12 protein-coding genes and 1 riboswitch are annotated in these 15,542 nt (G+C 70.8%); of the genes, 6 read left to right on the forward strand and 6 right to left on the reverse strand.

The window, feature by feature from the left end; genetic code table 11:
- Positions 1 to 69 precede the first annotated feature (69 nt).
- The 3 genes from ACZ63J_RS32355 (at position 70) to ACZ63J_RS32365 (ending at position 7,041) form a co-directional block, all read left to right on the forward strand.
- Entirely contained in the window at positions 70 to 2,487 is a 2,418-nt protein-coding gene (locus ACZ63J_RS32355; RefSeq protein WP_465399609.1) for an NACHT domain-containing protein, read from the forward strand.
- A gap of 31 nt (positions 2,488 to 2,518) precedes the next feature.
- A complete protein-coding gene (locus ACZ63J_RS32360; RefSeq protein ID WP_465399610.1) occupies positions 2,519 to 5,095 on the forward strand; it encodes an ATP-binding protein in 2,577 nt (858 codons plus the stop codon).
- Between the two features lie 752 nt (positions 5,096 to 5,847).
- Complete coding sequence (locus ACZ63J_RS32365; RefSeq protein ID WP_465399611.1) at positions 5,848 to 7,041, forward strand: UDP-N-acetylglucosamine--N-acetylmuramyl-(pentapeptide) pyrophosphoryl-undecaprenol N-acetylglucosamine transferase; 1,194 nt, start codon at positions 5,848 to 5,850, stop codon at positions 7,039 to 7,041.
- A 34-nt stretch (positions 7,042 to 7,075) separates the two neighbouring features.
- On the opposite strand, the gene ACZ63J_RS32370 is transcribed toward ACZ63J_RS32365, so the two are convergent.
- The gene (locus tag ACZ63J_RS32370; protein WP_465399612.1) at positions 7,076 to 7,723 is read right to left on the reverse strand and encodes a formyl transferase; all 648 of its coding nucleotides are present in this window, start codon (positions 7,721 to 7,723) and stop codon (positions 7,076 to 7,078) included.
- A 168-nt stretch (positions 7,724 to 7,891) separates the two neighbouring features.
- On the opposite strand from ACZ63J_RS32370, the gene ACZ63J_RS32375 reads away from it, so the two are divergent.
- A complete protein-coding gene (locus ACZ63J_RS32375) occupies positions 7,892 to 8,242 on the forward strand; it encodes a DinB family protein (protein ID WP_465399613.1) in 351 nt (116 codons plus the stop codon).
- Between the two features lie 6 nt (positions 8,243 to 8,248).
- Positions 8,249 to 8,419: a hypothetical protein gene (locus ACZ63J_RS32380; protein ID WP_465399614.1), complete on the forward strand. Its 171-nt coding sequence runs from the start codon at positions 8,249 to 8,251 to the stop codon at positions 8,417 to 8,419.
- A 6-nt stretch (positions 8,420 to 8,425) separates the two neighbouring features.
- On the opposite strand, the gene ACZ63J_RS32385 is transcribed toward ACZ63J_RS32380, so the two are convergent.
- The 5 genes from ACZ63J_RS32385 to ACZ63J_RS32405 are packed head-to-tail and all read right to left on the reverse strand — an operon-like array spanning position 8,426 to position 13,741.
- Entirely contained in the window at positions 8,426 to 9,199 is a 774-nt protein-coding gene (locus tag ACZ63J_RS32385; protein ID WP_465399615.1) for an enoyl-CoA hydratase, read from the reverse strand.
- The gene (gene mmsB, locus ACZ63J_RS32390; protein WP_465399616.1) at positions 9,196 to 10,080 is read right to left on the reverse strand and encodes a 3-hydroxyisobutyrate dehydrogenase; all 885 of its coding nucleotides are present in this window, start codon (positions 10,078 to 10,080) and stop codon (positions 9,196 to 9,198) included. Before mmsB ends, ACZ63J_RS32385 begins: the two co-directional genes overlap by 4 nt.
- Positions 10,077 to 11,102, reverse strand: coding sequence for an enoyl-CoA hydratase/isomerase family protein (locus ACZ63J_RS32395; protein WP_465399617.1), 1,026 nt, complete (start codon positions 11,100 to 11,102; stop codon positions 10,077 to 10,079). The genes mmsB and ACZ63J_RS32395 overlap by 4 nt, the downstream gene beginning before the upstream one ends.
- Positions 11,099 to 12,238, reverse strand: coding sequence for an acyl-CoA dehydrogenase family protein (locus ACZ63J_RS32400; protein WP_465399618.1), 1,140 nt, complete (start codon positions 12,236 to 12,238; stop codon positions 11,099 to 11,101). The genes ACZ63J_RS32395 and ACZ63J_RS32400 overlap by 4 nt, the downstream gene beginning before the upstream one ends.
- A 3-nt stretch (positions 12,239 to 12,241) precedes the next feature.
- Positions 12,242 to 13,741, reverse strand: a complete 1,500-nt coding sequence (locus ACZ63J_RS32405) for a CoA-acylating methylmalonate-semialdehyde dehydrogenase (RefSeq protein WP_465399619.1) — start codon at positions 13,739 to 13,741, stop codon at positions 12,242 to 12,244.
- Positions 13,742 to 13,890: 149 nt separating this feature from the next.
- A riboswitch (cobalamin riboswitch) is annotated at positions 13,891 to 14,076 on the reverse strand.
- 604 nt (positions 14,077 to 14,680) lie between these two features.
- Between ACZ63J_RS32405 and ACZ63J_RS32410 the strand changes: the two genes are divergently transcribed.
- The gene (locus ACZ63J_RS32410; RefSeq protein WP_465399620.1) at positions 14,681 to 15,400 is read left to right on the forward strand and encodes a S1 family peptidase; all 720 of its coding nucleotides are present in this window, start codon (positions 14,681 to 14,683) and stop codon (positions 15,398 to 15,400) included.
- Positions 15,401 to 15,542: the final 142 nt, after the last annotated feature.

The raw sequence follows: 15,542 nt of genomic DNA on the forward strand, positions 1-15,542 counted from the left end.
GGATCCCGTGACCCTGGGCTCGGCCACCGCGATACCGCGTCCGCGCGGCGGGATCACCCGCTGACTCCGATGACCGACTACCCGCCACGCGCCGCCGGACGCGCCTCGCAGGCCCACATCGCCGCGGACAACTTCACTCCCGACATCGTCGACGGACGGCTCCCGCTGCCCACGATCACCCACCAGCTGCCCGCCGACATCCCGGACTTCACCGGACGGGAGGACCTCGTCGCCGAGCTCGAGGACGTCCGGCCCCAGCGACCCGCGGCGCTCGTCATCAACCTGTTCGGCCCGCCGGGGGTCGGCAAATCAGCGCTGGCCGTGCACCTGGCGCACCGGCAGGCGAACCGGTTCGACTTCGAGCTCTACTTCGACTTCAGCACGGCTCCCGATGCGGAGCCGCACGCCGCCGTCGCGCAGTTCGTCGCCGCGCTCATGCCGCAGGAGCCCGGTCCCTACGATTCGCCGAACGAACTCCGCGCCCGGTTCCTGACGTCCACCAAGTTCGGGCGGTGCCTGATCCTGCTGGACAACGTCCACGACGCGGCTCAGGTCCGCGCACTCATTCCCAGCAACGAATGGGCGACGGTGATCGCCACGAGCCGGAAACCGTTGACCACGCTGGCCGGCGCGCACCTGCAGCGCGTCGGGCTGCTCGACGCGGCCGAGTCCGTCGCGCTTCTGGACACGGTCGCCGGTCGCCCGATCGGCAGCGAACCGGCGGCCGCCGAGCTGGCCGGCCTCTGCGGCGGGCTGCCCCTGGCCATCAGGATCGCCGGCGCGATCGCCCGGAAGCGGCCGTACCTCACCTACGACCGGCTGGCCGAATCCCTGACCGACGAACGCACCCGGCTGTCCGCGCTTTCCGAAGCCGACCTCGACGTCCGGAGCGCCTTCGAACTCAGCTACCAGGAGCTGTCCGCGCCGGCGCAGCTCGCGTTCGGGCGAGCGGGCCTCAGCCTGACGCCCGAGTTCTCGATCGCCGACCTCACCGCCCTGCTGGCCCAGGACCGCGCCACAGTCGAGAAAGCCGCCTACGAACTGGCCGACGCCCAGCTCGCCGAAACCGCGGACGGCACCTGGTTCCGGTACCACGACCTGATCGCGCTCTTCGCCCGCGACAAGGCCAAGGCCGACGATCCGAGCGACACGACCGATGCCGAGGAGCGGCTCGTCGGCCACGTCCTGGCCGAGTTCGTCACCGGCTACCGCGCCGCCATCGGGTCGACTCGCCGGCTGTTACGACGCCGCTGGCAGGAAGGCTTCGCCTTCAACCTCTCGCACGCGCAGCCCTACATACCGCAACGCCTGACCCGGGACGCAGCGGCAGTGAGCTGGCGCGACCGGCTCACCCCCGGCGCACGCGTCCTCGTGTTCGGCGGCGCCGGTTCGGGGAAGACCACGCTGGCCGAACGGATCTGCTTCGAACTGGCCACCGGGCAACCCACCCGGCTGGCGCTCTCGGTGCCGATGCGGCACTACCGAGGCCAGGACGACCTCGTGGACCTGGTCGCCACGTCGGTCGGCCAGCGGTTCGCCCTCAGGTTCCCCCGGGCCGTGTTCAAGCGGCTGCTCAAGGAATTCGAGACGATCCTCGTCCTCGACAGCCTCGACGAGCTGCCCCGCCCGGCCCGCACCCGGGCCGTCGGCGCGATCGAGCGGTTCTGCGCGAAGCACCCGGCGGTCGCCGTGTTGGTGACCAGCAGGCCCGACGACAAGCTGGGCCGGGACGGGATCGCGGGCTTCAGCCCGTACCACGTCGCCGCGTTCACCGAGGACGAGATCCGGACTTTCACGAAGACCTGGCTCGAGACCGCAGGCCTGCCGGACGCCGCGTTCGACCCGGCGCCGTCGTCGGCCGCGTGGGCGGCCAATCCGCTGCTCCTGACCTGGGCCCTCATGCATTTCGCCAGTCGGGGGCGCTGGTACGAGAACGAGCTGGACCTGCACGAGGCGACGTTCGAGCTGACGATCGGCGAACGCGACCGGAGCCGCGGGATCACCCGGTCCAGCTTGCCGCGACATCTGCTGATCGAAGCGGCCTGCTTCCTTGCCGCGTGGATGAAGTCCGACGCGGAACGCACCGCCGGCGTGCCCCGGCCGCAGTTGCTCGAGACGGTGGCGCTTCGCGTCCCGGCACACTTCCACGCCGAGCTCCTCGACGATCTGAGCGATACGATCGGTGCGATCTACGAATCGGGTGCGGCGCCTGACGGCGAGCCGCTGTATGCCGTCGTCCAGGACACCTACGGCGAATACCTGGCCGCCCGCGCGGTCGTCGCGGACGCCGGGGACGACGAGGAGCTCGTCCAGCAGGTGGCCTGGATGATGGCGGTCGGCCGGTTCGACGCGGGCTGGCGGTACGTGCTCGACCTGGCCGAGCGGGCCGGTCGCTCGCGCCCGGACCTGCTGGTCCATCTCCGGCGGGCGGCCGGGCGGATCCGGGACCTCGCCGACCGGGACCGGGTCGTCGCGATGCTGGACTGACGGAGCTGCGAGCGCGGGGGACGGGGCCACCATGCCGGCGGTACACCGCACGATCCTCGTCGTAGACGTAGAGCGGTACGGCTCGCCCGCGCGGTCCGACCTCGACCGGGTCGCCGTGCGGGCCGGGCTGTACGCGGCGCTCGAGGCCGCGTTCGCCGCGGCCGCGGTGGTGTGGGCCGGGTGCGACCGGGCCAACAGCGGTGACGGCGTCCTCGTCGTCATCCCGCCGACCGTGCCGAAGAGCGTCTTCGTGCAGTCCCTGCCCGGAAACCTGATCGCCGAACTGCGCCGGTACAACGAACGCAGCAGTGCCGCACGGCGCGTCAGGCTGCGGATGGCGCTGCACGCCGGCGAGGTGGTCTACGACGACCACGGCGTGGTGGGCACGGCCGTCAACCACACGTTCCGGCTGGTGGAGTCGCCCGCCTTCCGGTCGGTCTTCGCACGCTCGGGCGGTGAGCTGGGGCTGATCGTCTCCTCCTGGTTCTTCGAAGAGGTGGTGCGCAACGGCGAGCCGGGCGAGGCCGACGCGTACCGGCCGGTGCGAGCCGTGGTCAAGGAGACCGAGACGACGGCGTGGGTGCGCGTGTGGGACGGCCAGGCCACCGCACCGCCGTCGACGTCCGCCGCGCCCCGGCAGCTCCCGCCGGGGAACCGGCACTTCGTCGGCCGCGCGGCGGAACTGGACCTCCTGACGTCGATCGTCGCGCACGAAGACGCGCCGACGGTCGTGATCACGGCGATCGCGGGCACCGCCGGCATCGGCAAGACGACACTCGCGACCCGCTGGGCGAACGCGGTCCGGCACCGGTTCCCCGACGGCCAGCTGCACGTGGACCTGCGCGGCTTCGACCACCGCGCGGAACTGGACCCGGCCCAGGTGCTGCACGGGTTCCTGGAGGCGCTGGGCGTCGCGCCGTCGGCGATGCCGGGCGACCTCGACGGGCGCTCGGCACGCTACCGGAGCCTGCTCGCCGACCGGCGCGTCCTGGTGCTGCTGGACAACGCCCGCTCCGCCGGCCAGGTCCGCCCGCTCCTGCCGAACTCGCCGACCTGCCTGGTGCTGGTGACGAGCCGCGACCGGCTGGACAGCCTGGTCGTCCACGAAGGGGCGCACCGGCTCAACCTGGACCTGCTGCCGGAGGACGACGCGGTGCGCGTGCTCGGGTGCCACATCGCGGCGGACCGGATGGCCGCCGAGCCCGGCGCCGTCGCGGACCTCGTCGAGCTGTGCGCCCGGCTCCCGCTCGCGCTGAGCATCGTGGCGGCGCGTGCCGCGAACCAGCCCGCGTTGCCGCTGGACAGGCTGGCCGGCCAGCTGCGCGACGAGCGGGCCCGGCTCGACACCCTCGACCTCGGCGGGCCCGACCTGAGCTTCCGGGCGGTCGCGTCCTGGTCCGTGCGCGTGCTGTCGCCGCGGGCCGCGCGACTGTTCCGGCTGCTCGGCGTGCACCCCGGGCCCGACATCGACGCGCTCGCCTGCGCGGCGCTGCTCGGCGACGACCGGGTGGGTCCGCTGCTCACCGAGCTCACCGCCGCGCACCTGGTCGAGGAGCACCTGCCCGGCCGCTACGGTTTCCACGACCTGCTTCGCGTCTACGCCCGCGAGTGTGCCGAGACCGACGAGCCCGACCTCGACGCGGTCAAGGCCCGCGTCATCGACTACTACGTCGCCGCCGTCTCGGTGGCGGACCGGTACATCCTCCCGTGCCGGGAGGGCGTGATCCGCCCCCGTCCGTCCGCGGAACCGGTGCCTCACCTGTCCGGCTACCACGACGCCATGGCGTGGCTGGCCGAGGAGAACGCGACCGTCCTCGCGGTCCTGGAGTTCGCCGGGCGTGCCGGTTTCACCGACCGGGCCGGACGGCTCGCCTGGGCGATCACCAGCTTTCTCAACCGCACCGGGCAACGCCACGAACGCGCCGCCGTGCACCAGGCCGCGCTCGCCGTGGCCACCGACGACGACTCCCGGCTGACCGCCTCGCTCGGCCTCGCCCGCGCCCTGACCCGGCTCGAGCGGTACGAGGAAGCGCAGGCTTTGCTCGACGGCGCCGGCGAGCTGGCCGAAGGCGCCGGGCACGACGGGCGGGTCAGTCTGCTGATGGCCTATACGACCCTGTTCGAGCTGCAGCAGCGGCACGCCGAGGCGCTGCCCTACGCCCAGCGCGTGTGGTCGCTCGTCGCGGACCGGCCGAACCCTCTGCGCCACGCCGACGCACTCGCGGGCATGGCGCGGCAGCTGACCTGGCTCGACTCGCCGGCCGAGGCCGTCCGGCTCGCCGAGCGTGCTCTCGCGCTGTTTCGCCGCGTCGACCATCCCGACGGAACCGCTTTCGCCGCGATGACTTTGGGGTCGGCCCATCGCCGGCTCGGCGAATACCGGCTCGCGCTCGAGTGGTTCGAGCTGGCGTTGACGCTCGACCGCGAACTGGGTGTGCAGTACTGGGCGGCCCAGGCGCTGGATCAGCTCGGCGATGTGCACGACCTGCTCGGGGCGACCGCGGAAGCGGTGGCGGCGTGGGCCGAGGCGGCCGCGATCCTGGAGGCACAGCACCACCCGGAAGGCGCGGCCGTCCGGGCCAAGATCGACCGAGCCGGTGGGCGCTGACGGAATCCCCGGCGAAATGCGCGGCCGGGCAAGACCGGGCCGTAATGGCCTATACCGGACCCCGTCACCGGAAATCACGCGGATTTCACCTGCACTGTCCCGTCTTCTCTCCGCGGCCGTGGATACGATCGCAGTGCACGGTACGGTGAACCGCGCACCGTTTCCTGATCACGGACATCACGAAAACGCTCCGGTCGCCGGACGGCACCACCTGCGCCACGCTCGTCCGGCCACTTCCTGCCCACATCGAATGCGGCGACCGCCGAGTTGAGCGACTCGTACACCGAGTACCTCCCGGTCGTCGGAGGAGGCAACGCCACAAGCAAGGGGAGCAGGACTTCAGCATTGCCCAGACCGGGGCGCTACCTGCCCGACACCGACCACGGCTCGCAATCTTTGCGCGAAACAGGAAGAAACTCTCGTGAGTTGGCAGCGTTACGCCGCTGAGCGAAGTTGCCCGACATGGGTGGTGCCTTATTCGTCGAACTCCTCTCGTGATGCAGACGCGAATATTCGTCGCATATAGACACAATCGTCGATCGCCTGCTTCGCTCATCTCGCCGGTTCTGAACAGAACAACGCAGGCCCAAGTCATCTTGCGCCCTGCTTCAAGTGAACTCGCGGAGAATCGGCGTGGCGAAAGTTTGAGCAGTGCCCTGGCTGCGGCTTCTCAGCAGCGTCATGGCAAGATTTCAGGCGATTCAGGACGTCGCGTATCGGTCGCGCAGTTCATGGACTGAAGGGCAACCCGCGTGGAAGCTGAAAGTGGCAGCCACGGTCGTGGCACGCGATCGGTACGGCTACTGGTTACCGGAGGTGGCACGGGCGGGCACACCTACCCGGCCCTGACAGCAATTCGTACCCTGGAACACCGTTTCGTGACTGATCAGCGACCGGAGGTTCGCTGGGTTGGTACAGCCGCAGGACTTGAGGCGCGCACAGCGGAGCGTGAGGGCATCTCGTTCGCGTCGGTGGCGGCCGGCAAGATCCGGCGCGCGAAGAACCCGGTGAAGATGCTGTCGTGGGCCAACCTGAAAGACCTGGGCAAAGTGCCACTTGGTGTCGTCCAGGCCGTGCGCGCGGTGCGCGCGTTCCGCCCTGACGTGGTGCTTGCGACCGGTGGGTACGTGTCGGTGCCGGTGAGCTTGGCGGCGTGGGTGTGCCGTCGGCCGCTGGTGGTGCACGAGCAGACGGTGCGGTTGGGGCTGGCCAACCGGTTGCTGGCCCGGGTCGCGTCGGTGATGGCGGTGTCGTCGGCGTCGACGTTGCCGCTGTTGCCGGAGCGGGCGCGGAAACGCGCCGTGGTCACCGGCAACCCGGTCCGGCCGGAAGTCCTGGCCGGTCACGCCGAGAAGGCCCTCGACGCGCTCGGTCTGACGCAGTTCGACTGGGCCCGGCCGACGGTCTACGTGACCGGAGGCGCGCAGGGCGCGACCCAGATCAACCGCCTGGTCGGCGACGTCCTGCCGTGGCTGCTGGAGCGGGCGAACGTGATTCACCAGTGCGGCCCGGGCGCGGTGACGCAGATGCAGGCGGCTGCCGAACTGTTGCCCGTCGACGCGGCGGGACGGTACGTGGCAATCGGTTTCGTGGGGCCGGAGTTGCCGGACGTGTTCGCGCTGGCCGATGTGGTGATCTCGCGCAGCGGCGCGGGCACGATCGCCGAGCTGACTGCGCTGGGGTTGCCGTCGGTGCTGATCCCGCTGGCGTCCTCGGCCGGCGGCGAGCAGGCCCACAATGCTCGGCATCTTGCCGAGTCGGGCGCAGCCAGCGCGCTGCTGAGCGATGTGACAGCGGCTGCGTTGCGGGACGCTCTTGAACCGCTGCTGGCCGACCCCTCGCGGCGGCAGGAGATGGCGGACAGGGCGCTCGAGCAGGGGTGCCCGGACGCCGGGCAACGTCTCGTCGACGTCGTTGTCGACCTGGCCGAAGCCGGCGGCCGCTGACTTCGTGCCGCGGCCGCCGACACAAGGCGCGCGGTTACGCGGCGGGGAAGGTGGACTGCGCGCGGGTCCAGTCGGCGCGGTCGCCGAGCTGGTGGTTGTCGCGGCTGTAGTGCGTGATCGCGAGGGCCGGGTCTTGCGGCCGGGGCACGATCTGGTCGAGGCGGGGAAGGGCGTCGGTGAGGAGTCGGCGGCCGTGGGCGATGGCGCGCCACCGCACGTCGCGGACCTCGTCGATGTCCGGCCAGATGGAGAACAGCGCTTCGGCCAGGATCGGCCCGGAGTCGACGCCGTCGTCGATGACGTGCACGGTGATGCCGGCCAGGTCGTCGCCGTTGCGCAGCGCCCAGTTGACCGGCCGGACCCCGCGGTACTGCGGCAAGCGGCCGGGGTGGCAGTTGATGATCTGCGGGGTGGCGTCGATCAGCTCCGGGCCGATGATCTTGTCGTAGAGGATGCTGAGCACGAGGTCGCACCGGCCGGGTTCGAGGTCGCGCCAGTCGCCGGAGCCGAGGACGCGCACGTCGGGCCAGCGGGTGGTGACGGTGTCGGTGAGGCTGATGTCCCAGCCGGGTTCGGGCGTGGTCGGGATGACGGTGTCGAGGACGATCCCAGGCAGTGCGGCGACGGTTTCGCAGGCGTGGACCGCGAGCGTGCCTTTCCCGAGTACGGCGGCGCGGCGCATCAGCGTCCTACCAGCGGTCCGGCCGTGACGGCACCGCTGCGATCGAGTGCGGCGTGCTCGTCGGCGATGGCGGCGGCGAGACTGGCGGCGTAACTGCCGCCGGTGAACCCGGCCGCTGGACCAGCGCGGAACTCCGCCTGGTCCGGCGAGCCGGGCTACCATCCCGGCATGACCTCGTCTCGCGACGACCTGATCGAGCTGTCCGGCTTCGCCTGGCAACGGTTCCGCGGGCGGATGGCCGGGCTCACCGACGCCGAGTACCTCTGGGAGCCGGTACCCGGCTGCCGCACCGTGCGTCCGGTACCCGACGGCGAGTGGCGTTCGGACGGTCCCGCCGAGCCCGGCGACGAACGGCAGTTCACCACGCTCGCCTGGCGGCTGTGCCACATCGCCGAACTGCTCGCCGAAGACCGCAACGCGCCCTGGCTGGGCCAGGACCCGCTGCCGGGCAACCGAGACGGCGATCCAGGCCGCGCCGCCGACATACTGTCCCGGCTCGACGAGTCCTACGAATCCTGATGCACGGTGCTGGCCCGCACCACGGACGCGGCGCTGCAGGAGCGCATCGGGCCGATCGGCGGCATGTTCGCCGAGTCGACCCGACGCGCGTTCGTCCTGCACATCGTCGACGAGCTCATCCACCACGGCGCTGAAGCGGCTCTGCTGCGCGACCTCTACGCCGCGACACCGCGCTGATCGAGCTCACGCGTGCCGGAACTCCGGCGGCCGCTTCTCGCTGAACGCCGCCATGCCTTCCTTCTGGTCATGGGTCGCGAACGTCGAGTGGAACAGCCGCCGCTCGAACAGCAGCCCTTCGGCCAGGCCGCCTTCGAAGGCGCGGTTCACCGCTTCCTTGGCCAGCATCGCCGCGGACTTGGACATCGACGCGATCTTCGACGCCACCGCCGTCGCCTCGTCGAGGAGCGCGTTGGCTGCGACGAGCCGGGAGACCAACCCGGCGCGTTCGGCCTCGCCGGCGTCGATCATCCGGCCGGTCAGGATCAGGTCCATCGCCTTGGCCTTGCCGATCGCGCGGGTCAGCCGCTGCGAGCCGCCCATGCCCGGGATGACGCCGAGGGTGATCTCCGGCTGGCCGAACTTCGCCGTGTCCGCCGCGAGCAGGACGTCGCACATCATGGCCAGCTCGCAACCGCCGCCGAGGGCGTAGCCCGCCACCGCGGCGATCAGCGGGGTCCGGACTCGGGCGAGGGCGTCCCAGCCGGCGAACCAGTCCGCGGCGAAGACGTCGCTGAAGCTCTGCGGCGCCATCTCCTTGATGTCCGCGCCGGCCGCGAACGCCTTGTCCGAGCCGGTGACGACGATCGCGCCGACGTCCGGGTCGCGGTCCAGCTCGGCCGCCGCCGTCGTGATTTCCTGCATGGCCTGCAGGTTCAGCGCGTTGAGCGCCTTCGGGCGGTTAAGCGTGATCCGGGCGATCCGATCGGCGGGCCGATCGATGAGGATCGTGTCGGTCATGCGGGGCCGTCCTTGGTGAGGCTGGTGATGATGGCGGAGAAGTCGCGGCTGGGGCCGTCCTGGTCGACGAACGCCGTGTACAGCTCCTCGGCGTGCTTCCCCAGCGCGGTCGGCGCACCGGACGCCTGCGCGGCGGCTTGGGCGAGGCGCAGGTCCTTGAGCATCAGGCCACTGGCAAACCCGCCGGTGTAGTCGCGGTTGGCCGGGCTCGTCGGTACCGGGCCGGGCACCGGGCAGTTCGTCGTCAGGGCCCAGCACTGCCCGGACGCGGTCGAGGCGACGTCGAACAGCGCCTGGTCGGTCAGGCCGAGGCTGCGGCCCAGAGCGAAGGCTTCGCTGACGGCGATCATCGAGACACCGAGGATCATGTTGTTGCAGATCTTCGCCGCCTGCCCGGCGCCGGTCTCGCCGCAGTGGACGACCCTCTTGCCCATGCTCGCCAAGTACGGCTCGGCGGCGAGGAATGCCTCCGACGGCCCGCCGACCATGAACGTCAGCGTCGCGGCCGTGGCGCCGACGACGCCGCCGGAGACGGGCGCGTCGAGCGCGAGGTGCCCGTCGGCCGCGGCGAGGTCGGCGGCGGTCCGGGCGTCGGCGACCTCGATGGTCGAGCAGTCGAGGAACAGCATCCCCGGAGCGGCCGCGGGGATGATCTCCCGATAGCAGTCCAGGACGTGCCGGCCGCTGGGCAGCATCGTGATCACGACGTCCGAGCCTGCGACCGCGGCAGCCGCGGAGTCGGCGACGGACACTCCGGCCGCCGTCGCCGCGGCGACGGCCTCGGGGACCGGGTCGTAGCCGGTCACCTTTTCGCCGTGCTTGACGAGGTTGGCGGCCATCGGGCCACCCATGTTCCCGAGCCCGAGGAAGGCGATGCTCATGCGATCACTCCCGTCCCTTCGCCGGCACCCAGCCCGGCGAAGTAGCTGTCGACCAGGTCGTCGTCGACCTCGGCCAGAGTCGGCGGCGTCCACCGCGGCGAGCGGTCCTTGTCGATGACCTGCGCGCGGATGCCTTCGGTGAACTCGGCGGAGGTGAAGGCGTGGTGCGAGATCCGGTACTCCTGGGCCAGCACCGCCTCGAGATCGGGGAGACCTCGAGCGGCCCGCAGCGCGCGCAGGGTCACCTTGAGCGCGGTCGGGGACTTGCTCTCGATCTCCTTGGCCGCCGAGACGGCCGCACCCCCGCCGTCACGCAGCCGGTCGAGGATCTCCTCGACCGTGTCGGCGGCGTAGCAGTGGTCGATCCACGTGCCCAGCGTGCTCGGCGGCGATGGTTCGGTGACGAGCGTCAGTGCCGCGTCTGGGGTGTGCGTGGCCAGTGCGTCGAACAGGTCGGGCAGCCGGTCGGCCGGGACGTAGTGGTCGGCCAGTCCGCAGCGGATCGCGTCGGCGCCGGTCAGCTGCGCGGTGGTGAGCGCGGCGTGGGTGCCGAGCTCACCGGGCGCTCGGGAGAGCAGGTACGTACCGCCGACGTCAGGGACAAACCCGATACCTACCTCCGGCATGGCGATGCGGGAGCGGTCGGTGACGACGCGGTGGCTGCCGTGGGCGGAGACGCCGACGCCGCCGCCCATGACGAGGCCGTCCATGATCGCGATGTACGGCTTGGGGTAGCGGGCGATGGTCGCGTTCATCCGGTACTCGTCGGCCCAGAACTCCAGTGACGCGGTGCCGCCCGCGCGGGCGTCGTCGTAGATGGAGCGGATGTCACCGCCGGCGCAGAGCCCGCGGTCGCCCGCGCCGTCGACGACCACCGCGCGGACGCCCGGGTCGTCACGCCACTTCTCGAGGTGCTCGGCGATGGCGTTGACCATGCCGTGGGTGAGGGCGTTGAGAGCGCGAGGCCGGTTGAGCGTGATCCGGCCGAGTCCGCTGTGGACGAGGAATTCGACGTCGCTCATGAGGCCTCCTGCAGCAGCCGGCGGGAGATGATGACCCGCATGATTTCGTTGGTCCCTTCGAGGATCTGGTGCACCCGCAGGTCGCGGACGATCTTTTCCAGCCCGTACTCGGCGAGGTAGCCGTAGCCGCCGTGCAGCTGCAGAGCCTGGTTGGCGACGTCGAACCCGGCGTCTGTGCAGAACCGCTTGGCCATCGCCGAGAGCTGGGTGGCGTTGGGGTCGCGGTGATCGAGTGCGTCGGCGGCCCGCCAGAGCAGGGTGCGGGCGGCTTCGAGGTCCGTGCGCATGTCGGCGAGCCGGAACTGCAGGGCCTGGGCCTCCGACAGCTTCGCGCCGAACGCGGACCGCTCCGACAGGTGCCGGACGGCCTTCTCGAGCGCGACCTCGGCGCCGCCCAGCGAGCACGCCGCGATGTTGAGGCGCCCGCCGTCGAGCGCGGACATTGCGACCGTGAATCCGGCGCCTTCGCCGCCGAGCAGTGCGGAGGCGGGGATGCGGGCGTTGTCGAAGACCACCTGGCGGGTGGGCTGGGCGTTCCAGCCCATCTTCGTCTCGTTCGGGCCGAACGAGACGCCTGGGGTGTCCCGTTCGACGACGAACGCCGAGATCCCGCGCGGGCCCGGGCCGCCGGTGCGGGCGAGCACGACGTAGACCTCGGACGTGCCGGCGCCGGAGATGAACTGCTTGACGCCGTCGAGGACGTAGTCGTCACCGTCCCGTCGTGCCCGGGTGGACAACGCGGCGGCGTCCGAGCCCGCGTCCGGTTCGGTGAGGCAGTAGCTGCCGAGGTGCTCCATTGTGGACATCCGCGGCAAGTAGGCATGACGCTGCCGGTCGTTGCCGAACCGGTCGATCATGGTGGCGACCATGTTGTGGATCGAGACGTACGCGGCGATCGAGGGACAGCCGGTGGCCAGCGCCTCGAACACCAGCACGCCGTCGAGCCGGCCGAGTTCGGAGCCGCCGACGTCCTCGGGCAGGTAGAGTCCGCCCAGTCCGAGGTCTGCGGCCTTGCGGAGCACGTCGACGGGGAAGTGCTTGGCCTGGTCCCATTCGACCGCGTAGGGCGCGAGATGTTCGGCGGCGAAGTCCGCGGCTGTCTCGCGCAGCGCGCGTTGTTCTTCGGTGAGTCGCATGGCTCAGTCCATCGTCGGGATGACGAAGGAGGCGTCTTCCTTGATCCCTGACGGCCAGCGCGAGGTGACGGTCTTGGTCTTGGTGTAGAAGCGGATCGAGTCCGGGCCGTGCTGGTTGAGGTCGCCGAATCCGGAGCGCTTCCAGCCGCCGAAGGTGTGGTAGGCGATCGGGACCGGGATCGGCACGTTCACCCCGACCATGCCGGTGTTGACGCGGGCGGTGAAGTCCCGGGCGGTGTCGCCGTCGCGGGTGAAGATCGCGACGCCGTTGCCGTACTCGTGCTCGCTCGGCAGCCGTAGCGCTTCCTCGTAGTCGGCGGCGCGCACGATGGACAGGACCGGGCCGAAGATCTCCTCGCGGTAGATCCGCATGTCCGCCGTGACGCGGTCGAACAGGCAGCCGCCGAGGAAGAAGCCGTTCTCGTGGCCGGGAACGGTGAGGTCGCGGCCGTCGACGACCAGCTCGGCGCCCTCGGCCAGCCCGACGTCGATGTAGTCGCGGACCCGCTGCAGCGCCTCGGCGGTGACCAGCGGCCCGAAGTCGGCATTCTCGTCCAGCGAGGCGCCGACCTTGAGCGTCTTCACGCGTGCGGCCAGCCGTTGCACCAGCGCGTCGGCAGTGGCCTCGCCGACCGGGACGGCGACGGAGATGGCCATGCAGCGTTCGCCGGCCGAGCCGTAGCCGGCGCCGATGAGGGCGTCGACGACCTGGTCGAGGTCGGCGTCCGGCATGACGATCATGTGGTTCTTCGCGCCGCCGAAGCACTGCGCGCGCTTCCCGTGTGCAGCGGCGGTCGTGTAGATGTACTCGGCGATCGACGACGAGCCGACGAACCCGACCGCTTCGACGCGCGGGTCGGTCAGCAGCGCGTCGACGGCTTCCTTGTCCCCGTTGACGACGGAGAAGACACCCGGCGGCAACCCGGCTTCGAGGAACAGTTCGGCCAGCCGCAGGGGCACCGACGGGTCACGTTCGGACGGTTTGAGCACAAAGGCGTTGCCGCAGGCGATCGCGGGCGCGGCCTTCCACAAGGGAATCATCGCGGGGAAGTTGAACGGCGTGATTCCGGCGACGACGCCCAGCGGCTGGCGCATGGAGTAGACGTCGATGCCGGTGCCCGCGGAGTCGGTGAACTCGCCCTTGAGCAGGTGCGGGATGCCGATCGCGAACTCGACGACCTCGAGGCCGCGCTGGATGTCACCGCGCGCGTCGGCGACGGTCTTGCCGTGCTCGGAAGAGAGCAGCCGGGCGAGGCTGTCCTCTTCGGACCGGACGAGGTCGATGAACTTCATCAGCACGCGGGCGCGGCGCTGCGGGTTCCACCGCGCCCACTCGAGCTGGGCGTCGGCGGCCTGGTCGACGGCGGCGGTGACTTCGGCGGTCGAGGCCAGCGGAACGCGGGCTTGGACGGCGCCGGTGCTGGGGTCGTAGACGTCGGCGAAGCGGCCCGAGGTGCCGGGAACCGGCTTGCCGCCGACGAAGTGCTGGAGTTCGGTGGTCATGAGGTCGCCTTTCGCGAGAGCGCAGGACGGACTGCCCGGGCGCACGGGGTGGTGGCCGGGATTTTCGGGCAGGCTGAACTACCGCGGCGGGTCGCCGTTTTTTGCGCAGGCAGGAAGAATCCGCATGCGTTCAGCTCCATCCTCGTGGACGAACACGAATGCCTGCGGCCGGTATCCTGGCTCCCGGATCCACGGCGCCCCGGCCTTCCCGGCTTTCGCCAGTGGCCCATCTCACGTGAGGCGCCGCTCCCCGGTCACAGTGGCGGGACCGCGCCGGATTCACACCGGCTTCCCTGCACCGCAGACCTGAGGACACCATAAAGTAGGAAGTCCTACTATGTCGACTGTGCCCGGCGTCTCACCCGACTGGGGTCTTCGCGCGTCACAGGGGATGCGGTCACCGCGGACAGCAGGGTGTGGTCGCTGATCTGCAGCACCGCCATGGCGTTGGTGCGGGCGAGCACCAGCACGGCGGTGCCGGAACTGTCCGCCGGACAGCTTGCCGGGGTGGCGGGGGCGCCGGAAGTGGCTGTTCACCGGCACCGGTGCAGACCGGCGTCACCGTTCGCCCGCGAAGGCGACATCTTTCGGCTGCTCCGCTGACGGCTTCGCCCACCGTAGTGACCGACCCGCCGCGGCCGGCGGGTCACCGGTGGTCGGCATCTCCGATCCGGCAACGAGCCGCCGCGCGATCGCGGACGTGGCTGTGAACGTTTCCCGATCTGCGCAGGAGGGCGGCCCGGCCGTGGAGAAGCCCAGGAGAGGTGGTGTTCCGCGTTTCGCCGCGGACCCGGAACGATCCGCGACTTTCGTCTTCCTACCGATGACGGTGGTCACGTCCGCCGCAGCCGGGACATCGTGCTGAGCACCGGTCTTTTCCGGTTCTCCCCGACCGTTCCGACTACCGAGCGGCAACGACGCCGCTGATTGTGAGCGATCATGCGCAGGCTTCTTTCGACCGCACTCGGGGTACTCGCGGCCGCGCTCGTGGCCACCGCACCCGGAGTCGCGCAGGCCCAGCAGACCTCGGGTGCCCAGCCCGGCATCATCGGCGGCACGACCGCGACCGAGACCTACAGCTTCATGGTTTCGTTGAGCAACGGCTGCGGCGGCAGCCTGGTCGCGCCCCAGTGGATCGTGACGGCCAACCACTGCGGCAGCGCGTCGCAGGGCCGCATCGGCTCCACGAACAAGAACTCCGGCGGCGAAGTCGGCCGGATCGACCGCCGGATCACCAAGTCCGGCACGGACCTCACGCTGATGCACCTGTCCGCGGCCGTGCGCGCCACGCCGGTCCCGATGGCGACGAGCAACCCGGCGGCGAACACGACCGCCCGGCTGCTGGGCTGGGGCTGCACGAGCTGGCCGAGCTGCAGCACCCCGACCACGCTGCGCCAGATCGACCTGCGCGTACTGCCGAGCAGTTCGTGCTACGCCGGTGGTGGCGGTGCGGGTGACGTGTGCATTTCCGGCGACCGCACGCATTCGGCGTGCCACGGCGACTCGGGCGGTCCGGCGGTCGTCGGCACGGCCGGCAACTGGACGCTGGTCGGTGAGACGCACGGCCCGGGTGACAACGGCGGCGAGTGCGCGACGAGCACCCTCTACACCGGCATCGCCCAGCACCTGACCTGGATCAGGCAGCAGATCGGATCCTGACCCCGCACCGGGCTTTCCCAGCCGTACGGTTGGTCGTGGGGGGGGGGGGGGGGTGGGAACGCCCCTACCACCCCCAACAACCCCCGGAGGAAGGGAAAACAAGCGGCGTCTACGCCAGGACCCGTCACCCCCTCGCATCGGT

This window comes from Amycolatopsis sp. NPDC104863, from assembly GCF_055582965.1.